The organism is Actinomyces sp. HMSC065F11, from assembly GCF_001813085.1.
GTDB lineage: Bacteria > Actinomycetota > Actinomycetes > Actinomycetales > Actinomycetaceae > Gleimia > Gleimia europaea.
This window is the reverse complement of the sequence record NZ_KV811470.1, coordinates 25,648-48,492: the sequence shown is the minus strand read 5'-3', so window position 1 is coordinate 48,492 and position 22,845 is coordinate 25,648. Positions and strand designations below refer to the sequence as shown.

The window sequence follows — 22,845 nt, the reverse complement described above, 5'->3', positions numbered from 1 at the left end:
CCTGCTTCAGCAGAACTACCAGCCCCGCCCCTACCCGCGTGTGAGAAAGGGGCGGGGCTGGTGCTTTGCTTAGCGGTTCAGGATCGCCATTGCGGAGCGGGGCGCGAGGACGGCATGGCCCGTCGCATCCGCCTGCGAAATCAGGTCAAACCCGGTAACGCCAGATAGTTGCACAGCCTTGTCAGAGTGGTTCATGTAGAACGTCACCGGTCCGCGTGCGACTCTCTCTACACCATCAGGCAGCTCCATGCCGCTCATATCCAGGCGCGCGAACGCACCGAGCACACGCATGAGGGCCGCTCGGCCGGTAGCATCCAGATCCGTTGCAACGTACCACGCGCTGCCCTTGTCGATTCGCCTGCGCGTGATTGCCGGCCATCCTCCAAGATCTGACTCGTAACCAAATTGCGCCATCACCTCGACCTCGTCGTTTAGCCACATCGGATCAGTGAAGTCGCTGGCTTCCTTTGTTGCCATCACATACTCGCCCCACGCGCCCCCGCGCGGGGTTGGTTGCGGTGTACCAATCTGATCCAGCGCCCGCTTCAACTCTTCGGAGCGAACCTCCAAGTTGTGGAAGCCCTTCTTAGAGGGGACGTGTACCGCCCTCGTAATCCGGTCAACGCGCGGGTCCACTTCGTCAAGGTTTGGAATATTCCACCGCTGCGCATTTGGCGATGCTACGGCGTGCTGCGTGACGCGAACGCCCAGCACGTTTGTTAGCGATCCCAAGTAGCCGCCCAAAATCGCGCGACCAGACTCGTCAACTACGCCCGAGGGAGCCGCAACCAGCACGTGAGCACCGCGGCGTGCTTCAGCCTGGAGACGTTCAGCGAAGTTCGGGTAGTCAATGAACAGTTCGGGAACGACCATCAGATCGTAGCCGGCCAAGTCATCTTCAATACCAACCACGTCAGCAGCGATGTTCATCTCCCACAGGGTGCGATGCCACGCCCTTACCCCGTGCATGGCCGGCGGTAGGCTATCAGGGCCGATCACCGCGGCTCGTGCCTGCATACTGTCCCAATCCGCCACAATGCAAACCTTGGCCTGCACGCGCTGCCCCAGCACCGGGGTTAGACGACGCAAGTACTCCCCAAGTTGCACAACCTCTGCCCAAGATTGCGCGTTCCTACCCGCGTGCGCCACCATCGCAGAGTGCATCATTTCAGCTCCGCCCGGGCTTTGCCGCCACTGGAAATGCAAGACGCCGTCCGCACCGTGCGCCACCCGGGAAAGCGACCAGAGGGCAAGCTGGCCGGGCCTCTTCGGACTGTTTTCAGGACGCCACTGCACCGCTCCGGGTGTTTGTTCCATCAGCAGGAACGGTTGACCTCCGCGGTATCCGCGCATGAGGGCAGAAGTGAACGCAACCTCGTGAGCGCTACCGGCTAGCGCAGGATCCGGGTAAGAATCGTCGGAAACCAGATCTAGATGCTTAGCCCACTCGCGCCCGTTAGTGAAGGGAAACTCGCCCATGAAGTTCGTAGTTACCGGAATAGAGGGGTTGACCTCCCTCACCTGCTTCGCTTCAGCTATACACAGGCCGCGCAACTGACTATCAACAAAGCGTGCATGATCCAGCACCTGCGACGAGTTGTGCTGTGCGGGCATCTTGCGCGGCAGGTAGACGTCGGTGAAGTCGCCGTAGGTTTGCGCCCAAAATCTCGTGTTCCACGCGTGATTCAGCGCGTCAATGGAACCGTATTTCTCACGCAGCCACGCCTGAAACTCCCCCTCGCAAGCATCGCAGTAACAGCCGTGGATGTGGCAACCGTACTCGTTGTTGATGTGCCACATGACAAGAGCTGGGTGGTTAGAAAACTCCTTCGCGAGTGCAGCCGCAAGCGCCACCGACTTTTCCTTGTACACGGCGCTGGAGGGGCAGTACTGCTGGCGCGAGCCAAAAGAGAGGCGGACTCCAACCTCATCTACGGGTAGGGATTCGGGGTGCTGACGAGCCATCCACACGGGAGGTGAGGCCGTACCGGTGGCCAAATCAACGTAGATGCCAGCGGCTGCGCACTGGTCCATGATTTCGCGGAGCCACATGAAGTTGTACTGGCCGGGACGCGGCTCTAGTTTGGCCCATGAAAAAACGCCGAGCGTTACCAGGTTCACCCCGGCTTCATGCATCAGTTCGATGTCTTCGCGAATGGTTTCAGCGGGCCACTGCTCGGGGTTCCAATCGCCTCCGTAGCAAAGTTCATTTGTAGGCAAAATCGGGTTCATTGCGCAGTCCTTCTACTTTGAGGTTTATTCGCGTCCGAGGGAAGCGACCATAACGGCTTTAATGGTGTGCATGCGGTTTTCGGCCTGATCAAACACGATGGAGCGTTCCGACTCGAATACTTCGTCGCTCACTTCGCACCCGTTCAGGCCGTAACGCTCAAGTATCATCTTGCCAACTTGAGTGTTGATGTCGTGAATCGCGGGCAGGCAGTGCATGAATTTCGCGTCTGCACCGGCCCGATCCATGAGGGCCGCGTCCACGCGGTAGGGCGTGAGTAGGCGAACACGCTCGTCCCATGCTTCCTCGGGCTCCCCCATTGATACCCACATGTCGGTGTGCACAAAGTTTGCGCCCGCGACGGCCTCGACGTCGTCGGTTACCGTAACCTTTCCCGAGGTCGAAACCGCTAGATCTTGAGCTTGTTCAACCAGCTCAGCGGGCGGCTGCAGGGCGGTTGGCGCGATGATGCGCACATCCATGCCCAGCATAGCTCCAAGAACGAGGAGGGATCGGCCCATGTTGTAGCGCGCATCGCCCACGTAAGCGAATGCTATTTCGGTTAGCGGCGCGCTGGAATGTTCACGCATGGTGAGGGCGTCGGCAAGCATCTGCGTGGGGTGCCAAAGATCGGTGAGCCCGTTGAACACGGGCACTCCTGCCCACCGGTGTAGTTGTTCCACAGTGTCATGACTGTCACCGCGAAACATAATGGCGTCGAACATGCGGCCAAGCACGCGCGCGGTGTCTGCTACGGATTCTTTGTAACCCACGTGAGATGAAGCCGGATCTAGGTACGTGGTGTTTGCGCCTTGGTCAAACGCTGCGACTTCGAAGGCAGACCGGGTACGGGTAGACATTTTTTGGAATACGAGGGCGATTTGCAATCCCTGCAGATATTGGGTTTCACGCCCCTGGGCCTTCGCGTTCTTCAGCTGTCCGGCAAGGTCAAGCAGGTAGGTCCACTCGCTAGAGCTGAAGTCGAGTTCACGCAAAAAACTGCGTCCACGTAGAGGAAAATCCATGCGTCCAGTCTATTAATCGCATCCGGCGTATGCAGGCGTGTCCACGCTTTCTTCGTTGCCGAGGTGGCCGCTCCCCTTTCGCCTTAAAACACCTGCGGGGCTTCGAGGCAGCTAAGCGAGAGGCACGGCCACGGGGCGCCCGTTCACGTACACAACTTCAACATCGACCTCGAAGATGTCTTCCAAAACTTCAGGGCGCACAACTTCATCCGGAGTACCGTCCGCTACTACCTCACCATCTTTCAAAGCAATGAGGCGATCGGCGTAGGCGCTGGCCGTGTTGATGTCGTGAATGACAACCACGGTGGACATGTTCTGGTTTTTTGTGGCGCGAACGAGGTGGCGCATCATGTCACGCGAATGACGCATATCGAGGGCAGAGAGCGGCTCGTCCAGCAGTAGGTATTTGGCGTCTTGCGCGAGGGTCATGGCGATGAATGCACGCTGGCGTTGGCCGCCAGAAAGCTCATCCAAAAAGCGGTCGGCGAGGCAAAGCATGTCCACTGACTTCAGGGCTTCAGCTACCTTTTCTTGGTCCTTAGAGCCGATGCGCCCACGACCGTGCGGGTGGCGTCCCAGCATGACAAGCTCGGCAACTGTGAGCCGTACCGAAAGATGGTTCTCCTGCCTCAAAATCGCAATCTTCTTGGCAAGTTCTTCGCTTTTCCAGTCCTTCACATCAATGTCGTCTACCAGGACGTGGCCATCCGCGAGCGGGATGAGACGTCCAATGCCGGAAAGGAGGGTGGATTTGCCTGCCCCGTTCGGCCCGATGAGGGCGGTGAGTCCACTATCAGCCAAGTTGAAGCTCACGTTTTTTACTACGGGATCAGCCCCGTAGGACATGGTCACGTTACGTAGTTCAATCATTTTGATCCCCTAACTAGCATGACCAGCAGTAGTGCGCCGCCGACCAGTTCAATCACAACGGGCAAAATGGTGCCTCCTGAAAGAACATGCTCCAAGATAGCTTGTCCGCCTACGAGGACGATGATGCCAATCGCGCTTGCGCCGGGTACGAGGTGACGGATGGACGTAGATCCGAGGGCATGAACGGCAATGTTTGCTACCAGAAGGCCAAAAAACATGAGTGGGCCCACCAGAGCTGTGGCGGCTGAAACTAGCAGTGCGGAGGTTGCCAGCACAGTTTTAACTTCGCGACTGTAGTTAAGGCCCAGGCACGTGGCCATGTCTGGCCCTAGCGCCAACACGTCCCAATCACGCGACCGTTTGATGGCGTAAGCCAAACCCATCACGGTTACTAATGCAGTGATACCGAGTGCGCTTGTGTTAATGGCGGCAAATGAAGCCGTGGAGAGGTCTTGCACGGTCAAGAACTCGTTGGGGTCCATGATGATCGACATCATCGTGGTGATAGAACGCAAAAGCGCGCCAACAACAATGCCAACGAGGACCAGCAGGTGCGTTGACGCCCGACCTTTGCGCATTATTGCAAGGAACATGGTGACGGACACCAGGGTCATAAGGGAGGCTTGCAGGGCAAACATGAGGGCGGGTGGAATCAGGTTTGTTACGCGCGCGCTAAGGAAGAACACCAGGCTGGTTGCCACCAGGGCAAACATGGCGTCGAATCCCATGACGGAGGGAGAGAGGATGCGGTTGCGCGTGACCGTTTGAAACAGCACGGTGGCGGCAGAGAGAGCAACGGCCACCACCACTAGACCAGCAAGGCGTTTGATGCGCAGCGCCGCAATGATTTGCCACGCGTCAAGCGCCCCATACAGCAGGAAGAACAGCATCGCGATCACGGCTAGACCTACCGCGATGAGCACGCGTAGCCGTACGTCTTTAGCTCGTTTTGCCATGACCGCTGCGATGTGGGGAGCACTTCCAACGGCCGATTCGGATCGAATCGGGCGCACGAGGGGCAGGGCGATGGTGGTCATAACTTCACCGTTTTCAGCAAGATAACGAGGAATATGGCGCCGCCAAGCACACCCATTACGACGCCAACGGGAATTTCGGCTGGCGCGATCAGGGTGCGTCCAAGAATGTCAGCGATGAGAACAAAACCGGCGCCGCCCATAGCGACGAAGGGCAGCGATCGGCGCAGGTAGTCCCCCATGATGAGTGACACGACGTTGGGGATGACAAGACCGAGGAAGGGTAGCGACCCGGCTACCACTATGGTTGTGCCGGCCACGATTGCGACGATAGTGAGACCTACACGAGTGACCCGGGCATGGTTGAGACCAAGGTTTGTGGAGAAGTTTTCGCCGAGCCCAACCACTGTGAAGCGGTCTGCGAACAAGTATGCGAGAGCACACGCCCCGGCCACGATCCACAGCAGTTCGTAACGGCCGGAAATGGTGCCCGAAAAGTCACCGGTTAGCCAGGCCTGCAAGGTACCTTGCAGTTGAAACTCCCAGGCGAGGAAGGTAGCTCCCGCTCCGATAACGCCGGATAAGACGATGCCAAGTAGTGGCACGATGATTGGGTCTTTGCGTGGGATGGAGCGGATCAGGGCGAGGAGCACCAGGGTGGCGCCGAGGGCAAAAATCACGGCGAATCCCATTTTCACCAGGATTGAGGCTGCTGGGAACATGAGGGTCACAACCAGCACGCCCAGGCCGGCGGATTCGGTGACACCGGTAGTGGAGGGCTCAACGTAGCGGTTTTGCACCAGCATCTGCATTACTAGGCCGGCAACGGCCATGGAGGCACCCGCAAGCACGATGGCGAGGGTGCGAGGAATACGCGACACGGTTAGAACCTGGGCTTCCGCGCTACTTAACTGGCCGGTTATCAGATTTACAATGGATAGGTCTGCGGTACCAACCGTTACGGATACGGCCATTAGCGCCGCGAGCAAGACGGCGCCGCCAGCCAGCCCCAGAGCGTATCGGGACTGGTTGGCGGCTACCGGCTTAGTGGTTAGAGCAGCAGCGCTCATTTGGTGGAGGCCGCTACTTCTTCTAGCTCAGCCATGAAGTTGGATGCGCCCGTCATGACGACGTACCAGCGCTCTGGCGACAGGTAAACGATGTGACCGTTCTTAGCCGCTGGGGTTTCATTTACGAGGTCGTTGTCCAGAACTTGCTGCGCAGTGGTTCCAGCCTCGGTGTTTCCAATGGCCGCGTCGCGGTCAATCACGAAGATGTAGTCGGGAGCAAGCTCACGTACCGTTTCAAAGGAGATCTTCTGACCCTTGTGGCCTTCTTCAGCTTCGCCTTCAGTTACGGGCTTGAAACCGAACACGTCGTAGATTGGCGCCCACCTGGACTGCGGTCCGTGCATCGACACTTCACCGCCATTGGTCATCAAGACCATTGCCGTGCCACGCTCAGATTTCTCGGCTTCAGCCTTGTATTCGGCGATCTTTGCTAGTAGCTCATCCTTTAGTTCCGCGCCGCGCTCGGCCTTACCCACGGCGGTAGCAAGCATTTCTACAGATTCAGCAGCGCGTTGCGAGTAGCCATCCTTGTCCCACGGGACGGAGGCGTCGATGGTGGTGAAGTTCTTGGAGAGCTCGTCGTAGAACTTCGCGGATCTCGCGCCCACAACCACGAGGTCGGGGTTCAGTTTCGCAATGGCCTCTACGTCGGGTTCCTTCAGTGTTCCCACATTTTCGAGGGTGGAATAGTCCGTGCCCTGATCATCCTTCAGCCAGGTGGGGACAGACTTGACGGGCACGCCGGTCACGAGGTCTCCCGCGCCTAGCGCGTCGATGGTGTCGAGTGCGGCCATGTCGAGCACGACGATGGATTTGGGCTGTGACTCGATGGTGGTCTCACCCGCGTTGTGGGTGATGGTTGCCGGGAATGCGCCGGCTGCTTCAGTTGCGGTCTCCGTGGTTTCGGGCGCGGAAGACGTGCCCCCGGCTCCGCATGCCGCGAGGGCAAGGGACGAGGCAACGGCAACGGCGCCGAGCGATAGTTTACGCATTAGATTTCACTTTCCTTCTTAACGTAGGTCAGGCTAACCTAACCACATCCCGAAACCTTTTTCAACTTTACGCAACGTCCACATTGCGTAAATACTGAAAGCTTTAGCAACCCGAGTTTTCCCCGACTTTTTGCGGGCTACAACCGTCACCGAACCTTGTTTGCGCGGGTCAAGTAGCCCCGAAAGCTAAAAATCGCGCGAGCAACTACGATGTACACATGAGCGCTTTACCCAATGTTTCGGACACTTTTGACCCCTCCCGCTGGCGTGAGGTGGAAGGTTTCGAGCTTACTGATATGACCTACCATCGCGGCATTTCGCGTGGAAAGGAAGACGGGGCTCCCGCCGGGGAAGACCTGCCCGTGGTACGCATCGCGTTTGATCGCCCGCACCTGCGCAACGCGTTTCGCCCCCACACCGTCGACGAGCTTTACGCTTGCCTAGATCACGCGCGCATGAGCCCTGACGTGGCGGCCGTAATCCTCACGGGGAATGGCCCGTCTACAAAGGATGGCGGCTACGCGTTTTGTTCGGGCGGAGACCAGCGCATCCGCGGCGCTGCCGGGTACCAGTACGAAAAGACCGATATTTCTGACGAAGCTGAGGTTTCGAAGCGCCGCCAGAACATGGACAACGCGCGGGCCGGACGCCTCCACATTCTGGAAGTGCAGCGCCTGATCCGCACGATGCCCAAGGTTGTGATTGCCGCTGTCCCCGGTTGGGCAGCAGGCGGCGGCCACTCACTCAACGTGGTGTGCGACCTGTCGGTGGCTTCCATCGAACACGCACGTTTTATGCAAACTGATGCGAATGTGGGCTCGTTTGACGCCGGCTACGGATCCGCCCTGTTGGCACGTCAAGCTGGGGATAAGCGAGCGCGAGAGATCTTTTTCTTGGCTCGCGAATATAGCGCCGAGGACGCGGAGCGTTGGGGCGTTGTGAACGAGGCCGTACCGCACGCGGACCTGGAAGCCACCGCGCTCGAATATGCGCGGATTATTGCAACGAAGTCTCCCCAGGCCATCCGCATGTTGAAGTTCGCATTCAACCTCGCCGATGACGGTTTGGCTGGCCAGCAGGTGTTTGCCGGGGAAGCAACGCGCCTGGCGTACATGACCGAAGAGGCGCAAGAGGGGCGCGACGCTTTCCTAGAGCGGCGCAGCCCTGACTGGTCAAGCTACCCGTACTATTTTTAACCATTTTCTTCTAGCCACTCCCCCAAGCAGACTGGCGCCTTGCCCGTTTGCGCGCCCGGCATTGTACAGGCGCCCTCGTACTTGAATGGATTTGTAATGACGTCGATGAACGCTACTGATTCTGCGGCCCAACTGATGATTGTTCCGGGAGGAACCACACCCGGCGCGGTGACCATGACCTATTCGGCGGCACACAAGCTGTGGGAGCTTTACGAACGGTTTGAAAAGACGGGTGTGCAACGTAGTCAGCGCATCATTTTGGCACCGCGAGAGGCCAACGAGGCTATGCCTGCGCGCGCGGCTCAAACCAACGCCGCGCTACAAAAACGCATCAAGAAGTTGCCGGGCAGCGTGGACGTGATCTTAGAGACCTCCGGCTCCACCACGGGAAATCCGCGGCTTGTGGGTCTCTCATTCGCCGCACTGGTAGCGTCGGCCCGGGCCACGCACGAGTTCTTGGGCGGGCCGGGCCGCTGGATTGTGGCGCTCCCCGTGCATCACGTTGCGGGACTGCAAACCTTGATTCGCACTTGTGTTGCCGAGGCTTCGCCCATCATCGCGGACATGTCGGCAGGATTTGACGAGGAGGCCCTTACCGTTGCCTGCCGTACCGCAGCTGACGATGGAGATCACCGTGCCTACCTATCCTTGGTTCCCAAACAGTTGTATGACGCCCTCGAGGCTCGGGGCGAACTCGTGGAGCAACTCGCGCGTTTAGATGCGGTGCTGGTAGGAGGAGCAGGCACCTCCTCGAATCTGCTGGATCGTGCCCGCGCGGCCGGTATTAACGTGGTCACCACGTACGGCATGAGCGAAACCGGGGGCGGCTGCGTCTACAACGACACTCCCCTGCCGGGCGTACAGATCCGCACGGTTGATGGCCGGATCCAGATTTGCGGCCCCGTCCTCATGGATGGATATGTGGATGGTTTTGACCGCCCATTCGACGTGGAGGATGGGCAGCGCTGGCTACGCACCTCTGACGCGGGCGAATGGGATGGCAACAGTCTGCAGGTGCTGGGCCGCGCTGATGACGTGATTGTTTCTGGCGCGGTGAACGTGGCCCCCACGCGCGTTGCGGACGTAATTGCGGCAGCAAAAGACGTTGTCGACGTAGCGGTTGTTGCCCTGCCTGACGAGAAGTGGGGGCAGGTAGTGGCTGTCGCTATCGCCTCGCCTTCCATTAGAGCGAAGATTGACGAGGCCGGTGCGGATCTGCCCGCCCACGAAAATGAGGTGTACGCGAAGTTCGCCAAGCAAATCCGAGACCTGGTTGGCGAGCAGTTAGGGCGCGATCACGCCCCGCGAGTCATCGCGGTTGTGAACGAGCTTGCCGTTACGCCGCTAGGCAAAGTTGATAGGCACGCGGTGGGCGCAATGGTAGCGAATTTGGTTGCGTCTGAAGCCGCGTGGGTACGCTGAGCACATGGCGACTTTCAACGACTGGCTCGAAGGCGCACGCCTTCGCACCCTCCCCGCAGCAATCGCGCCCGTGCTTATCGGTATTGGGGCGGCCCATTTCCTAGGCGGATTTTCTGCCGCCCGCTCGATCCTTGCCCTGGCAGTGGCGCTTGCGCTACAGGTTGGGGTGAACTTTTCGAACGACTACTCCGACGGGGTGCGCGGAACAGATGCGGTGCGTTCGGGCCCTCCTCGCCTAACCGGCGGAGGCAAGACAAGCCCAAAGGTTGTGCTCGCTGCGGCACTGGGATGCTTCGCGTTAGCAGGGATACTTGGCCTCGTTCTGCTTTACATTTCGAGCCAGTGGTGGCTGCTAGTTCCCGGCATTGCGGCAGTTGCCGCAGCCTGGTTTTACACGGGAGGGCGCACCCCTTACGGCTACATGGGAGTGGGCCTGTCTGAGCTGTTCGTCTTCGTGTTTTTTGGCCTCATGGCCACGGTTGCAACCACTTGGGTGCAGATTCAGGTGGCGCCCTGGTGGCTGTGGTGTGCGGCGGCGGGTACGGGCATGCTCTCGGTTGCCCTGCTGTTTGTAAACAACATTCGCGATATTCCAACCGATTCAAAGACGGGCAAGAGGACTCTGCCGGTTCGCCTAGGGGATCGCCTCTCACGGTTCGTGTACGCGTGGCTGCTGGGCATTGGCGTGGTTATGACGGGGCTTGGCCTGGTTCAAACCCGGTTCGTTCCGGCCTATTTGCTCGTGTTTGCCGCGCCCGTGCTCCTGATTTCGCGCAGGGTCCTGGCTGGGGCGAAGGGCCGTGAGCTACTGCCGAACCTACGCAACACGGGCTTTTTAACTCTGTTCACCGGTCTGGCTGTGTGCATTGGCCTAGCGGTTTCCTAAGCCCGGCGAGCATATTCGCGGCCAGTGCATACAATGGTTAAAGACCTATTGAGGAGTGGGAAATGGCTAGGGTTGTGATCGCTATCTTGTCACTGGCAGTGACGGTTTTTGCTGTTGCTGACATTGCGCGCACCCCTAAAGATGAGATTCCCGCTCGAATCCCTAAACCGCTGTGGCTTTTACTGGCGATTTTACTGACGCCCGTGGGCGGTTTGGCCTGGATTATCGTGTCTCGCGTGACCCAAGCAGAGGCGCGCGGAGGCCAAGTTAATCGCGGTTTTTGGTACTCGCAAGACTCGGCAATAAAACTTCCACAGCGCACCTACACGAACCAGGATCCGTACATGTACGGCGCGCCTGATGATGACCCGAATTTGGCCTGGCACTTGGAAAAGCAGATGCGCCAAAAGAGGTCGGAGAATCTCATGCGCGAATTCGAGCGGCAGATGGACGAGGCCGAACGAGCAGAGGACCGGGACAGTAAGGACCTCGAAGCGCGAGACGTAGATTCTGAAGCAGAGGACCTGACCATCCCGAGCGGCGAAGGCACCTCAAACCACTCAACACCTGCTGATTCCTCGGATGCAGATGCTCCTAAAGACCAGCAGGAGCCAGAAGAAGACGAGGACGAGGGCGAGAACCTGTAGTTGGTCTCCACGCGATTTGTTCCCCGGCTTCAAAAGCACCAGCGCGCGTAGCTAAGTTTCCCCACAACCAATCAGATAAATCGGCTTAAACACGACCGTGGGGCCATCCCTTTTGGAATGACCCCACGGTTTTGCTCTTGGCTTCTAATGCTGGCCGTACACGTTTTGATACCTGTCATACAAGGAATCAATGTGGCGCTGCTCGATTGGAATCACGTCGCCAAGCTGTTTAGCGATGTGAACCGTGCGGGCAACCTCCTCAACCATCACAGCAGCCTTAACCGCGGCCTTTGCGTCCTTACCGATCGTGAAAGGACCATGGTTTTGCATCAGCACGGCCTTCGACCTGTGCCCGCGCAGAGTCTCCACAATTCCGCGACCAATCGAATCATCACCGATGATTGCAAACGGACCAACCGGAATCGGGCCTCCAAACTCATCGCCCATCATGGTGAGCACGCACGGGATCTCCTCACCGCGCGCCGCCCAAGCCGTCGCATACGTCGAATGCGTGTGCACCACGCCTCCAACCTCATCCATATGCTTGTAAACGTAAGCATGCGCGGCCGTATCCGAAGATGGCGAGAGGTTATCGGGCGTTCCATCCGCAATCTTCTTACCGTCCAGGTCACAAACCACCATGTTGTCGGCAGTCAGCTCGTCATAAGACACCCCGGAAGGCTTGATCACAAATAGGTCGGTGCCAGGCACGCGCTCCGACACGTTTCCCGCCGTCCACACAACCAGCTCCCAGCGGGGTAGCTCAGCGTGCAGGCGCGCAACGTTCTCACGAGTACGCTGAACGGCCTCTTGAACCTCTGCAGGCAGCTTCGATAGTTCAATCATCTAGTTGATCACTCCCATCTACTTCGCGCGACGCTCGTGAGCTTCACGCCGGATTCGCTTCAAATCGTGCATCACTTCGTTTTCACGGCCGAAGAGGTCATGCAGGTACTTGTAGTGCTTGTACAGCTCGTCGTACTGCTTAGACCTGGTCTCATCCGGCGTGTAGGCAGCCTTCTTCCGCTTGCCCATTGCCGCGGCAGCCTCTGAAACCGTGTCGTACAAGCCCGCTGCAACAGCACCGAAAATAGCGGAGCCCAGAGCCGGAGCCTGCGAGGACAGCGCCGTAGAAACAGGGAGCCTGGTGATGTCAGAGAACATCTGCATGAGGAACGGGTTCTTAATCAAACCGCCAGCAGCGATGAACTCATTGATCTCAACGCCATGCTGCTCAAAGTTCTCAATAATCACACGGGCACCAAACGCCGTGGCCTCCATGATCGCACGATACTGATCTTCTGGCTTCGTAGCCAGCGTCTGGCCAACAATCATGCCAGACAGGTTCGCATCGACCAGGATCGAACGGTTACCGTTGTGCCAGTCGAGCGCAACCAGGCCGTGCTCGCCAACCTCCTGCTTCGAGGCCTTCTCTGTGAGGAGCTCATGGAGCGAAATGCCACGGCTTTCCGCCTCTTCCTCGTAGGCCTTCGGCACACAGTTTTCAACAAACCAGGCGTAAATATCGCCAACAGCGGTCTGGCCGCCCTCGTAGCCCCACATACCATCGATAATGCCGCCATCAACGATGCCGAACACACCCGGCACCGGCTGGAAGTCCTTACCCGAAAGGACGTAGCACGAAGAGGTGCCCATAATCGCCGTCAACTGGCCCGCCTCGGTTGCCTGTACTGCGGGAGCGGTAACGTGGGCGTCAATGTTGCCCGAAGCCACCGTTACATTGCCGGAAAGGCCCGTGATGCGCTGGCCGCGCTCGTTCAGCGTACCTACCTTGCCGCCAAGTGGCAGAACTTCAGCGGCCATCTTCTGCGAGAACACTTCCCCAAAGTCAGGGTTTAGTGTCTTGAGGAAATCTTCGTCCGGGTACTTGCCATCCTGGTACATGCGCTTGTATCCCGAGTCGCCAGCCGCGTATGTCAGGTGACCGGTGAGGATCCAGGTGAGCCAATCCAGAGCGTTCACAATATGATCCGCTGCGTTGTATACCTCCGGAGCCTTCTCCAAAGTCTCCAAGGCCTTCGGCAGCAACATTTCTGAGGACAGCTCGCCGCCGTAACGCGCCAGCCAGTCCACGTTCCGCTCACGCGCCAGCGCAACAATGCGGTCCGCCTGCTCCTGCGCGCCGTGGTGCTTCCACAGCTTCACGTAGGCGTGCGGGTTGTTCCTAAACTCTTCCTTCTCACAAAGCGGCGTGCCGTCCTTGTCAGTCACGATCACGGTTGCCGAAGTTACGTCAAGGCCGATACCGACAACGTCTTCCTTGTTAATCTTCGCGTCCTCAATCGCACCCGGAATGACGGTTGAGAGGACTTCCAGGTAGTCCCGAGGATCCTGGAGTGCAAAATCTGGCGGTAGCTGCTGGTTGTCGCCCGCAGTCAGCGTGTGGTCCATAACCGCGTGCGTGTATTCCAACACTGCTGATCCGAGCTCGTCGCCGTTGCTCGCGTCAACAACTACTGCGCGACCAGACAAAGTGCCCAGGTCGATGCCGATTACATATTTGGGTGACTCAGTGGTCATAGGTTCCTCCTTGAACTACTTGGCCTGTGGTCCAATCAAAGCTTGTATTTTCTAACGACTCGCCAATACCTGGGAGCCGGGTTTGCCCGCACGCCCGAAAATGGAGGGCGCGCGGGCAAACATTAGGCGTGTACTTGAGGTTATGCCTCGGGGTGGCGGTGCTTGCCCCAGTAGCCATCCGCAGCGAACAGGCGCTCGATGACCTCATCCAGCATGCCTGTGTCCGCGAGGACATCAAGCACGGTGTAGCGAGGACGAATCTGCTGCGCCTTGGTGTGCGTCAGGCGGAAGCGATCCCAATCGATCTCGATCATCTCGGGGTGGTAAGGGGCCTTAGCATCCTTCAGCATACGTGCAGCCTCTTCCGGCGAGACCAGCTGGTCCTTCACGCGCTCCTTGATCTTTGGCCAAGCAGCCTTGATCTTCGTGAGGCGCTCGCGTAGCTCGTCACCTTCCAGGTGCTTGCCAAGGGTGTGCTTCACAGCCTCGTCAACGATGCGCTCGGACTGGATTTCGCGAACCTTCGCCTCAACTTCAGCCTTGGTGGGCTGCTTTGCTACAACCTCTTCAATATCTAGATTTTCGAGGTCCAGCTTGAGCGTCTCTTCCCAGATCGCGCACGACGCGACGGTGCCAACACCCACCTTAAAGCCGTGCGATAGCGGGGGCTCCCAGTCGAGGCCGTGGCCCTCCATCTCCCAAACGTGGGAGAACTGGTGGCCTGCACCCGAAGCGGGGCGAGAAGACTGCGCAGCCTGCATTGCCAGGCCAGACATGATGTTGCCTTCGCCCAGCTTTGCGATCGCATCCACATCACCGGAGGCAATAGCCTTCGGATCCGCGAGTGTGTCACGTAGCGGGCCCTGCACGAGGCTCCACACGTAGTCGTCAATCGCTTCGATACCGAGCTCATCAGCCAGCATCCAGTCTGCGCCCGCCGGGATCTTTTCAATCAGGTCACCATAGCCGGTAGCCGTGAGGCGCTGCGGCGCGTTTGCCATAACCTCGAGGTCCGCAACTAGTGCGGCCGGGGCCGGGCAGTTACGCGTGATCTTGAAGCCGTCGCGCGAAATGGAAGCGCCAAACGAGGCGAAGCCGTCCACGGAAGCTGCAGTACATACGTTCATGTACTCGCGGCCCAACTCGCCCGAGGCGAGCTTGGCGATGTCGTTGAGCGTGCCCGACGCGATGGAGCAAACCACGGTCTCATCACCCAGCGGACGGATAACTTCGCGTAGCTTCGATACGTTGTCGTAGTCGCCGTAAAGGGTTGGCGTGCCCGGGAAAATGTACGGATCGGCAGCGAACTCAACACCCGCATCCTTAAGCGACTTCACTACCGCGTCACCGCACGCACCATAGGTGTTGCCATCCGCTACGACGAGTACCTTCTTGCCAGGGAAAACCCGGGCGAAAAGCTCGCCGGTGCGGCTTACCGCATCATGGTCAAAAAGGATTTCGCGAGTCTCAGTGGCTGTCTTTAGAGCAGTTTCGATCAATTTGCTTGTCATAACTTACTTCTTTCCTTAGTTGCTTGCTGCCACGTGGTCAACAGTCTTGTGGGTGAGCTCCTGCATCTGCGGGTACGCATCCATGTACTGCTGGAGGTAGAACTTGTATTCTTCGTGAGTTGCCATATTCGGTTCGATGCGGTCCTTCTCGTGAACCATGTTGCGAACCGCGTCCTCGATCGACTTGTACTGGCCGGAGCCAACCGCTGCGAGGATGCACGATCCGAGCACTACCGCGTCCCCAACCTCGGGAAGAACTACCGGCAGACCGGTAACATCCGCGTGCATCTGCATCCAGTCACGCGACTTCGTTGCGCCGCCTGCAGCCACCAACTCGGTTGGCTGCAAGCCCGCGTCGCTCATTGCTTTCAAAGTGTGTGCCGTGCCGTAGCAGACGGCCTCCTTGATGGCGTGGTACAGGTGCTCTGGGGTGTGGTGTAGCGACAATCCCCAGATGATGCCGCGTGCCTTCGAGTCGGTGTACGGCGTGCGGTTGCCCTGGAAGTACTCGTTGACGATGAGGCCATCCGAGCCTGGTGGAATGTGAGCCGAGGCCTTATCCAGGTACTGGTACGGGTTAAGTCCAACGCGCTCAGTTGCCATTACAACGTCACGAGCGAAGCCGTCCTTGAACCACTTAAGTACCGAACCGGATGAGACGAGGCCACCTTCAACCGTGTACTGGCCTTTAATGACACCGTCCGTGTAGGAGCCGAAGAAGCCCTTACCGTGAATCGGCTTGTCCGCCTGGCCGTTGATGACCTGCGACGAACCGGTGGTGACCGCAATACGTCCCGGAGCAACAACGCCCATACCAATCTGGCCTGCCCACGCGTCCGCACAGCCCTGCGCCACCGGAATGCCGGGAACTAGCGACATGTGGCTTGCAGCCGCCGGGGTTAGCGTACCGATCGGCGTACCGAGGTCCAGCACGGCCTCGGGAAGCTTGTCGAATACGTCACCACAGCCGATGTGCTCGTAAAAATCTACCGGCCAGCCGCCGTAATCGCGGTTGTAGTAGCCGCGCATTGCCGCCGAGTTGATGTTAATGGTCCACTCGCCCGTCAGCTTGTAGGTCAGCCAGTCCGGAGCATCCAGCAGACGGTAGGCAGAATCGTAAAGCTCGCGCTCGTTCTCACGTAGCCACGCGGCCTTGAACGGGAACCACTCTGCAGTTGCACCCAGCGTGCCTCCACCATTGTAGAGGCGGGCCCAGTGATCGATGGTTGATGCTCGTGCAGCCTGCTTAGTTGCGCGCACGTCCATCCACATGATTGCGCGCGAAAGCTCCTGGCCGTTCGCATCCATGGGCACAACCGTCATGGTCGTGGCGTCGTAGGAAATACCTGCGATCTTGCGAGCCGGAACACCCGTGTTGTTGAGTACCTGAGAGACGGACGCGCCGAGTGCCTCCCACCAGTCGGCCGGAGATTGCTCTGCCCAACCCGGATGCGGGTGGTAGGTACGGTAAGGCGTTGCCGCAAAACCAATCGGCTCACCCTTAAGATCAAAGATTGCAGCGCGGCACGATTCCGTACCAAAGTCGATACCGAGCAGGTATGGACCTTCAAAACCCGGATTAACCATTGGATTTCCTTTCAGCGTCATTGCTATAAATGGCGAAAATTTTTATTTCGTTCCCCCGTAGCGTTCCGGTGAATGAGCGCCACGGGGCAGACTCGTAGGGGATGAAATCGCGCGGCGTTTTCAACCCCTACAGGTCATGGGGTTACGTTTTAGGCGTCGTCTTCCGTCCAGCCATTTTCTTCCCAAATGTCAGCGGGAATAAGGCGGTCGAGTCGATCGATCACGTAGGTGGGGCGATCCATCTCGTCGAGTTCCGCGACCTCTTCGATCGTGGAATCACCCGTGAGAGGCATCGCCGAGTACATGCCGGTACGAACAGCCATCTGAATGTCAGTGTGGAGGCGGTCGCCAACCATCATGCAGTTAGTGGGATCCACATCGAGGCCCGCGATGGCCTCCTCCAGCATGACCGCGTTAGGTTTGCCGGCGATCATCTGCACTTTCGTGCCCGTGCATGCCTCAATGGCAGCGATGATAGACGCACAGTCTGGCTCGCCTCGTCCTCCGGGGAACGGGCAGTAGCGGTCCGGGTTAGTTGCAACTAGGATCGCGCGCTTGTGGAACCAGATTGCATCAAATGCAATCTGCAGCTTCCGGTACTCAAAAGTGCGGTCATAGGAGGCTACGACAATGTCGATTTCCTCCGGATTATCACTCATCTTGATACCTGCATCTTTGAAGGCATCGATCAAAGGCTGTTCCGCAATGGGGAATACAACCGCGTCCGGACGATGATCTTTAAGCCACCGCGTCATGGTCACAACGGTGTTCGCGATGTCTGAAATATCGGTAGGAAGCCCAAGCATGCTGAGTTTGTCTACATACTGGCTCGGGTCTTTAGTCGGGTTGTTAGAGAGGTAGCGAACCGGAATGTTGCGCCTGCGCAGCTCCTCAATGGTTCGTTTTACACCCGGAAGAAGGTGATCACCAAGGTAGATGGTGCCGTCCATATCGAATACGTAGGCATCGTAAAGTTTGGACGGAAAGCTCAAGGAAGTTTTTGTGTCAGTCATTTTCCCAACTTGTGCTTTGCAGTTGTTTTCGAAACGGCTTGTAAAAGGAAAGGAGTGCCGGGAGTATGAGCTACTGCCCGGCACTCCTTAACTGTTAGTTAGAGACCGTCTTAGGCTACGAGCGCGCCCAGTACGAGCACGATCGTGGTGGACGGCCAGATTGCGAATGCCGGCGGGTCAATGTGGGTGTCGCCGTGCGCGTAGCAGAGACGGTTACCAAGCTCTGCAATCGCAGCTGACATCACGCCGAACACTGCACCAAGGATGAGCGCAAGAACGCCCGACTGAGTGGCTTCGAAGAAGGTAACGCCTGCCAGACCACCAATAATGGTGATGTGGTGCGAAACCGGGATCGTTACGCCGAATACGAGCAGGAAGATCGTAATAGCGGAGATTGCGAACGGTAGCGTCTTCGCGTTCGCCATGAGGATCGCAGCGGTATCCGGATCAAGCATTGCACCAGCGTGGTAGTAAACCATAGTTGCAACGCCTGCACCGAATAGGCCACCAAGAGCACCAATGGTGATCCACTGGCTCGGCTTCTCTTGCCAAGCAATCCAACGCCTGTCGCCTTCAAGCTTGCTCACCCAGCCGAACATGCCGGTCTTGGAGAACAGTACGCGAGCAATCAAGCCCTGGAGCACAACGGTGAGAGCAACCGTATCGGTGTGCGAACCGAACCACGGGATCATCGCAATGAGGTTGTTGATTACGTAGCCGAGCATACCGAAGAGGGCGCCGACCAAAAGAACATCGGGCTCACCGAGTCCCGCGAGTGCCGTATTAATATCGCGGCCCTTGCCGGTATCTTGCAAACGGCCCTTCTTAGCCGCGTACGCTGCTGCCGAAGCAGCACCAGCAAATACGATGTGCGGGCCAAATACCGGGCCGAAAGCCAGGTAGCTAAAGCCCACGTCGGAGCCCGTTGCCATCGCGATACCGAAGCCCACGAGAATCAGGATGCCCGTGAAACCGAACGCAAAGTTACCACCGATAGCGGCGCCAAAGAAGCCACCACCGGCCGCAGCGATAAGCCAGAACAAATCCATGTTTCCAAGGAATGTCAATGCTGCATCTGGAGTCATTTGTCCACCTTTTGTTAATGGATGGTCTAACCATCTGTAATGGGAATATTTCGAAAACACGCAACGTTGCGCGCACGAAAATGCTGACAGATAAACACTACCCAAGTGAATGCGGTTTTGCTCAACAGTTCACCGTTGTGCACAATTTCCCAGCCGCATGACGCGGCTCCTCACTTTTTCCCGAGCAGTGCTGAGATTTAGAAGTTAGCAACCGTCGTAAGACTCGAGTGCCTCAACCTTTTGTGCGGAAGGAGAGCTCGTGTCAAACTCGTAGCCCAACCATTCCTTTGCAAGGCGCCTAGCCAACTCAATGCCAATGACGCGCTGGCCAAATGTTAGAACCTGAGCATTGTTGGACAGGATCAAACGCTCAACCGAGAACGAGTCATGAGCCACCGAAGCGCGAATTCCCGGCACCTTGTTGGCAGCCATTGCCACACCCATACCGGTACCACATACAAACAGGCCACGATCAGCCTTGCCTTCCGCGATCATGCGGGCGGCCTTGACGGCAACATGCGGGTAGTCGATATCTTCACCGGCGTGAATACCAGCGTCAATTACCTCATCTACGCGCTCGTCAGCTTCGAGGTCTTTCTTGAGAATTTCCTTGTAATCAAGACCCGCAGAATCCGCGGCAACAACTATACGAAAACCCATAAATGTCTCCCTCCTTGGAGCATGTGGCGTGCATCGTCGGCATCAATGTATCACAAAACTTGTCACTTTTAACAAATCTTATTTTAGAAATAACATCAACGCCTTGAAGTCAAGTATACAAATATGACCCCGGTCACGGGGTCATATCGCAGTATTTGAAACTAGGGTTTCATATTTTGTTACATTCCGGCCTCGTAGCTTATTGCGTCACGGCTTCGCTACGATCACCCTCGCTCCGGAATCCTGAAGCATTTGCACATCGTCTTCACTGGTCTGCGAGTCAACGACAATCACGTCAATATCGGCGAGCTTGCCAAAGGAATACATAGCGCGGCGCTTGAACTTAGTGTGATCCAAAAGCAGAATCGTCAGCTCAGACGACTCCATCATTTTTGCCTTCACCGCTGCAACGTCTGCGTACGGGTGGTAGACCGTCCCATTCCTAATCCCCGAAGCCGAGATCAAGCAGATATCGGCGTGCACGGCCTCCAAGTTACTGATGGTTACGGGCCCCATGGTGGCAGCGGCCCAAGACTGGTACTCACCGCCCAGCACGAGCAGAGAATGACGCGATTCCTCTTCCAACTCACGGGCAACAAGTAAAGAGTTGGTGATAACCGAAATCGGGGCACTATCTGCCAGCTCTCGCAATACCCACACTCCAGACGTCGAATCGTCGAGCATCACCGAACTGCCCGGGGGAATAAGCGCCGCAACCGCCTTGGCAATCTGCTTCTTTGAGGTGGCTTCCTGCTTCAAACGATACGAGGCCGTGGCCTCATGCAAGCCCGAGGCTGCCGCCACAACCTTCCCGCGATGCTTATGCAAGATCCCAGCGCTTTCAAGGGCCGCCACATCGCGGTACACCGTCATCAGCGACACACCGGTGTAGGTAGCGAGGTCTTCAACCGAGACTTCACCATGCTCAATGACGCGTTTCGCTATAGCTCGCCTGCGCTGACTCTGATCGCCCAGGTGCCGGTTCATCTTCGAAATCAGCTTCGATTCGCCCTCGCTCACTTTTGTCCCTTTCCTGTTGCAACCCCAGCGTCGGAACTGCCCGGAACCATATCCGCGGCCCGCTCTAAAAGCTTGCCAGCTGGTTCCCAGTACGTCACTGATTTCAAAGTTGCATTTTCAAACTGCAGGCTGGTTAGCGACGCCAACGAGCATTCACGCTTTCGCGGATCATGCCACAGTGGGCGACCCTCCACGAACGAACGCAGTGTCCAAATCGGAAGCTGATGAGAAACCATCAGTACCTCCCCACCCTCGAACCGCGAAAGCGCATCCGAGGTGGCCGCGCTCATGCGAGAAACCAAATCCGAATACGGCTCTGACCAAGAGGGCTTCAACGGGTTCACGTAACGCTTCCAATACTTCGGATGAGCCAGCATCAGGCGGTTACGGTTCACAGCCTCGCCCTCGAACGTATTCCACGCCTCCACCAGACACTGGTCGCTCAGAATCGGCAGATCGTACGCGCGGGCCGTGGGCAGAGCCGTCTGCTGCGCGCGAAGGAGCGGCGATGACACCACGCCCGTAATCTCGTGGCCACTATCCACGAGAACTCTGGCTACCTCATTTGCCATCTGCCGGCCAAGTTCAGTCAAACCAAAGCCGGGCATCCTCCCGTACAAAATCGCTTCGGGATTATCCACTTCACCGTGGCGCATCAAATGAATAACGGTTCGCAAGGCCGGCCTCCAATATCGTGACATATAGAAAAGGCCCCGCAAGTCGGGGCTTTTTCAAATGAAGAACTACTTCTTGTTGCGGCGCTGGTGGCGCGTCTTGCGAAGCAACTTGCGGTGCTTCTTCTTCGACATACGCTTGCGACGCTTCTTAATCACGGAGCCCATACGGCCCTCCTAAAACTATGGCCTTACCTTTAACCAAACATAGAGAATCTATAGAAAATTCGCCCAATTTGTCAAACAAAGCCCGCCCGTTATGACCCAGCTAACGGTAATCAAGCAAAAGCGCGCGCGATTCCCCCGCTCAATAACTGGTTTTCAACGGCGTGTGAACATTCCTCCTATAAATTAGTAAAGTTAGCGCATAAGTGTTTGAAGGAGGCAGCCTTGGATCCCTTTGCGCCTGGCGGCGAAACCGCCCCGCGGGACACCCCTGCCCCCAGCTATCCAAACATTGCGCCGGCCGCGATCTATCAGGCGCACGAGCCTACACTCCGCGAGCGGTTTCGAGGCAAAATCGACCATTGGGCGAAGGCCTACCCGGCGCGCCTAGCGATGATAGTTTTTGCCTCCATCATCGCGGTAACTACCGCGTTGCTCAGCCTGCCAGTCGCAACCCAATCCGGGCAGCGCGCCCCCTTTGCAGATGCCCTGTTTAACGCGACCTCTGCAGTTGCCGTTACCGGACTTGCCAGCGTAGATACTGCGAACTACTGGTCACTATTTGGCCAGATCGTGCTGGCAACCGCGATCTCAATCGGTGGCATGGGAGTTATGACCATGGCATCGATACTTGGCCTCGCGGTGTCTCGCCACCTTGGCCTCACTCAACGCATGCTGGCCGCAACAGAAACCAAAACGGCTGCTCTTGGCCAAGTGGGTTCGCTGCTCCGCATGGTTATCCTGACCGCTTTTGCCATGGACTTTCTACTATTCGCACTACTGTTCCCCCGCTTCCTCGCCCTGGGCTATAAGTTCACTGAGGCTCTCTGGTACGCCATCTTCATGGCCATCTCAATCTTCAACAATGCTGGATTCGTAGTCATTCCCGAAGGCCTGGAACAGTTCACTTCAGACCTGTGGGTCATCGCGCCGATCGTCGTAGGAACCGCGGTGGGCGCGCTTGGCTTCCCGGTCATCATGGATCTGACCCGAAACTGGAAGCAGCCCCGCCACCTCACGCTTCACAGCAAGCTCACGATCACCACCTACATCACGCTGGCTATCGCCGGATCACTGATTATCGGGGCTCTCGAATGGAACAACACGGGCGGCATGGGCGTGCTGTCCGTGCAAGACCGGATCGCGCACTCCGTGCTCGCCGGAGTAAACGGACGCTCCTCGGGAATCTCCATTTTGGACGAGGGGCAAATGCGCGCCACCACCTGGTGGATTCAAGACGCACTCATGTTCATTGGCGGCGGCTCCGCATCAACGGG

General features: G+C 57.7%; 21 protein-coding genes. 5 read left to right on the top strand and 16 right to left on the bottom strand.

All coding sequences use genetic code 11. The annotated features are described in order from the left end of the window. Positions 1-69 precede the first annotated feature (69 nt). From HMPREF2891_RS02655 to HMPREF2891_RS02630, 6 genes are all read right to left on the bottom strand, one after another. Positions 70-2,232, bottom strand: coding sequence for a beta-galactosidase (locus HMPREF2891_RS02655; RefSeq protein WP_070663807.1), 2,163 nt, complete (start codon positions 2,230-2,232; stop codon positions 70-72). Positions 2,233-2,256: 24 nt separating this feature from the next. Next, positions 2,257-3,255 carry an ornithine carbamoyltransferase gene (gene argF / locus HMPREF2891_RS02650; RefSeq protein WP_070663806.1) on the bottom strand — a complete coding sequence of 333 codons (999 nt, stop codon included), beginning with the start codon at positions 3,253-3,255 and terminating at the stop codon, positions 2,257-2,259. A gap of 111 nt (positions 3,256-3,366) precedes the next feature. Beyond that, on the bottom strand, positions 3,367-4,125 hold the full coding sequence (locus HMPREF2891_RS02645; RefSeq protein WP_070663805.1) for an iron ABC transporter ATP-binding protein: 759 nt from the start codon (positions 4,123-4,125) through the stop codon (positions 3,367-3,369). Continuing rightward, on the bottom strand, positions 4,122-5,162 hold the full coding sequence (locus HMPREF2891_RS02640) for an iron chelate uptake ABC transporter family permease subunit (protein WP_083311218.1): 1,041 nt from the start codon (positions 5,160-5,162) through the stop codon (positions 4,122-4,124). The genes HMPREF2891_RS02645 and HMPREF2891_RS02640 overlap by 4 nt, the downstream gene beginning before the upstream one ends. Beyond that, entirely contained in the window at positions 5,159-6,169 is a 1,011-nt protein-coding gene (locus tag HMPREF2891_RS02635) for an ABC transporter permease (RefSeq protein ID WP_222566254.1), read from the bottom strand. The genes HMPREF2891_RS02640 and HMPREF2891_RS02635 overlap by 4 nt, the downstream gene beginning before the upstream one ends. Further along, complete coding sequence (locus tag HMPREF2891_RS02630) at positions 6,166-7,161, bottom strand: siderophore ABC transporter substrate-binding protein (RefSeq protein WP_070663804.1); 996 nt, start codon at positions 7,159-7,161, stop codon at positions 6,166-6,168. Before HMPREF2891_RS02630 ends, HMPREF2891_RS02635 begins: the two co-directional genes overlap by 4 nt. 218 nt (positions 7,162-7,379) lie before the next feature. Here HMPREF2891_RS02630 and HMPREF2891_RS02625 point away from each other — a divergent pair, with 218 nt between their 5' ends. The 4 genes from HMPREF2891_RS02625 to HMPREF2891_RS02610 all read left to right on the top strand — a co-directional run bounded on the left by HMPREF2891_RS02625 (position 7,380) and on the right by HMPREF2891_RS02610 (position 11,312). Continuing rightward, a complete protein-coding gene (locus HMPREF2891_RS02625) occupies positions 7,380-8,357 on the top strand; it encodes a 1,4-dihydroxy-2-naphthoyl-CoA synthase (RefSeq protein ID WP_070663803.1) in 978 nt (325 codons plus the stop codon). Between the two features lie 96 nt (positions 8,358-8,453). Beyond that, positions 8,454-9,779: an AMP-binding protein gene (locus HMPREF2891_RS02620; RefSeq protein ID WP_083311216.1), complete on the top strand. Its 1,326-nt coding sequence runs from the start codon at positions 8,454-8,456 to the stop codon at positions 9,777-9,779. 4 nt (positions 9,780-9,783) lie between these two features. Next, positions 9,784-10,665 (top strand): 1,4-dihydroxy-2-naphthoate polyprenyltransferase, encoded by an 882-nt coding sequence (locus HMPREF2891_RS02615; protein ID WP_070664214.1) that lies wholly within the window; start codon positions 9,784-9,786, stop codon positions 10,663-10,665. Positions 10,666-10,727: 62 nt separating this feature from the next. Continuing rightward, positions 10,728-11,312, top strand: a complete 585-nt coding sequence (locus HMPREF2891_RS02610) for a PLDc N-terminal domain-containing protein (protein ID WP_070618265.1) — start codon at positions 10,728-10,730, stop codon at positions 11,310-11,312. Positions 11,313-11,456: 144 nt separating this feature from the next. Here HMPREF2891_RS02610 and HMPREF2891_RS02605 read toward each other — a convergent pair whose 3' ends face one another. From HMPREF2891_RS02605 to HMPREF2891_RS09345, 10 genes are all read right to left on the bottom strand, one after another. Then, positions 11,457-12,158: an L-ribulose-5-phosphate 4-epimerase gene (locus HMPREF2891_RS02605; RefSeq protein WP_034507154.1), complete on the bottom strand. Its 702-nt coding sequence runs from the start codon at positions 12,156-12,158 to the stop codon at positions 11,457-11,459. Between the two features lie 18 nt (positions 12,159-12,176). Then, on the bottom strand, positions 12,177-13,853 hold the full coding sequence (locus tag HMPREF2891_RS02600; RefSeq protein WP_070618268.1) for a ribulokinase: 1,677 nt from the start codon (positions 13,851-13,853) through the stop codon (positions 12,177-12,179). A 140-nt stretch (positions 13,854-13,993) separates the two neighbouring features. Beyond that, the gene (locus tag HMPREF2891_RS02595; RefSeq protein WP_034507159.1) at positions 13,994-15,364 is read right to left on the bottom strand and encodes a sn-glycerol-1-phosphate dehydrogenase; all 1,371 of its coding nucleotides are present in this window, start codon (positions 15,362-15,364) and stop codon (positions 13,994-13,996) included. Between the two features lie 15 nt (positions 15,365-15,379). Beyond that, the gene (locus HMPREF2891_RS02590; RefSeq protein WP_070663802.1) at positions 15,380-16,951 is read right to left on the bottom strand and encodes an FGGY-family carbohydrate kinase; all 1,572 of its coding nucleotides are present in this window, start codon (positions 16,949-16,951) and stop codon (positions 15,380-15,382) included. Between the two features lie 149 nt (positions 16,952-17,100). Beyond that, a complete protein-coding gene (locus HMPREF2891_RS02585) occupies positions 17,101-17,964 on the bottom strand; it encodes an HAD-IIA family hydrolase (RefSeq protein ID WP_070618277.1) in 864 nt (287 codons plus the stop codon). A 110-nt stretch (positions 17,965-18,074) separates the two neighbouring features. Further along, the gene (locus tag HMPREF2891_RS02580; RefSeq protein WP_034507165.1) at positions 18,075-19,049 is read right to left on the bottom strand and encodes a DUF7973 family transport facilitator; all 975 of its coding nucleotides are present in this window, start codon (positions 19,047-19,049) and stop codon (positions 18,075-18,077) included. Between the two features lie 204 nt (positions 19,050-19,253). Further along, complete coding sequence (locus HMPREF2891_RS02575; protein ID WP_016444216.1) at positions 19,254-19,709, bottom strand: ribose-5-phosphate isomerase; 456 nt, start codon at positions 19,707-19,709, stop codon at positions 19,254-19,256. Positions 19,710-19,916: 207 nt separating this feature from the next. Then, positions 19,917-20,729: a DeoR/GlpR family DNA-binding transcription regulator gene (locus tag HMPREF2891_RS02570; protein ID WP_148130868.1), complete on the bottom strand. Its 813-nt coding sequence runs from the start codon at positions 20,727-20,729 to the stop codon at positions 19,917-19,919. Further along, on the bottom strand, positions 20,726-21,406 hold the full coding sequence (locus HMPREF2891_RS02565; protein WP_083311215.1) for a histidine phosphatase family protein: 681 nt from the start codon (positions 21,404-21,406) through the stop codon (positions 20,726-20,728). The genes HMPREF2891_RS02570 and HMPREF2891_RS02565 overlap by 4 nt, the downstream gene beginning before the upstream one ends. 66 nt (positions 21,407-21,472) lie before the next feature. Further along, entirely contained in the window at positions 21,473-21,571 is a 99-nt protein-coding gene (locus HMPREF2891_RS09345; protein WP_005504750.1) for a 30S ribosomal protein bS22, read from the bottom strand. A 222-nt stretch (positions 21,572-21,793) separates the two neighbouring features. On the opposite strand from HMPREF2891_RS09345, the gene HMPREF2891_RS02560 reads away from it, so the two are divergent. Next, positions 21,794-22,845, top strand: a 1,052-nt coding sequence (locus HMPREF2891_RS02560; RefSeq protein WP_261666832.1) for a potassium transporter TrkG, incomplete at its 3' end; no start/stop codon positions are given.

Bases quoted from the DNA above. Each gene is read 5' to 3' on its own strand.
- HMPREF2891_RS02655 (WP_070663807.1), bottom strand. From the start codon at position 2,232: ATGAACCCGATTTTGCCTACAAATGAACTTTGCTACGGAGGCGATTGG.
- argF (WP_070663806.1), bottom strand. From the start codon at position 3,255: ATGGATTTTCCTCTACGTGGACGCAGTTTTTTGCGTGAACTCGACTTC.
- HMPREF2891_RS02645 (WP_070663805.1), bottom strand. From the start codon at position 4,125: ATGATTGAACTACGTAACGTGACCATGTCCTACGGGGCTGATCCCGTA.
- HMPREF2891_RS02640 (WP_083311218.1), bottom strand. From the start codon at position 5,162: ATGACCACCATCGCCCTGCCCCTCGTGCGCCCGATTCGATCCGAATCG.
- HMPREF2891_RS02635 (WP_222566254.1), bottom strand. From the start codon at position 6,169: ATGAGCGCTGCTGCTCTAACCACTAAGCCGGTAGCCGCCAACCAGTCC.
- HMPREF2891_RS02630 (WP_070663804.1), bottom strand. From the start codon at position 7,161: ATGCGTAAACTATCGCTCGGCGCCGTTGCCGTTGCCTCGTCCCTTGCC.
- HMPREF2891_RS02625 (WP_070663803.1), top strand. From the start codon at position 7,380: ATGAGCGCTTTACCCAATGTTTCGGACACTTTTGACCCCTCCCGCTGG.
- HMPREF2891_RS02620 (WP_083311216.1), top strand. From the start codon at position 8,454: ATGACGTCGATGAACGCTACTGATTCTGCGGCCCAACTGATGATTGTT.
- HMPREF2891_RS02615 (WP_070664214.1), top strand. From the start codon at position 9,784: ATGGCGACTTTCAACGACTGGCTCGAAGGCGCACGCCTTCGCACCCTC.
- HMPREF2891_RS02610 (WP_070618265.1), top strand. From the start codon at position 10,728: ATGGCTAGGGTTGTGATCGCTATCTTGTCACTGGCAGTGACGGTTTTT.
- HMPREF2891_RS02605 (WP_034507154.1), bottom strand. From the start codon at position 12,158: ATGATTGAACTATCGAAGCTGCCTGCAGAGGTTCAAGAGGCCGTTCAG.
- HMPREF2891_RS02600 (WP_070618268.1), bottom strand. From the start codon at position 13,853: ATGACCACTGAGTCACCCAAATATGTAATCGGCATCGACCTGGGCACT.
- HMPREF2891_RS02595 (WP_034507159.1), bottom strand. From the start codon at position 15,364: ATGACAAGCAAATTGATCGAAACTGCTCTAAAGACAGCCACTGAGACT.
- HMPREF2891_RS02590 (WP_070663802.1), bottom strand. From the start codon at position 16,951: ATGGTTAATCCGGGTTTTGAAGGTCCATACCTGCTCGGTATCGACTTT.
- HMPREF2891_RS02585 (WP_070618277.1), bottom strand. From the start codon at position 17,964: ATGACTGACACAAAAACTTCCTTGAGCTTTCCGTCCAAACTTTACGAT.
- HMPREF2891_RS02580 (WP_034507165.1), bottom strand. From the start codon at position 19,049: ATGACTCCAGATGCAGCATTGACATTCCTTGGAAACATGGATTTGTTC.
- HMPREF2891_RS02575 (WP_016444216.1), bottom strand. From the start codon at position 19,709: ATGGGTTTTCGTATAGTTGTTGCCGCGGATTCTGCGGGTCTTGATTAC.
- HMPREF2891_RS09345 (WP_005504750.1), bottom strand. From the start codon at position 21,571: ATGGGCTCCGTGATTAAGAAGCGTCGCAAGCGTATGTCGAAGAAGAAG.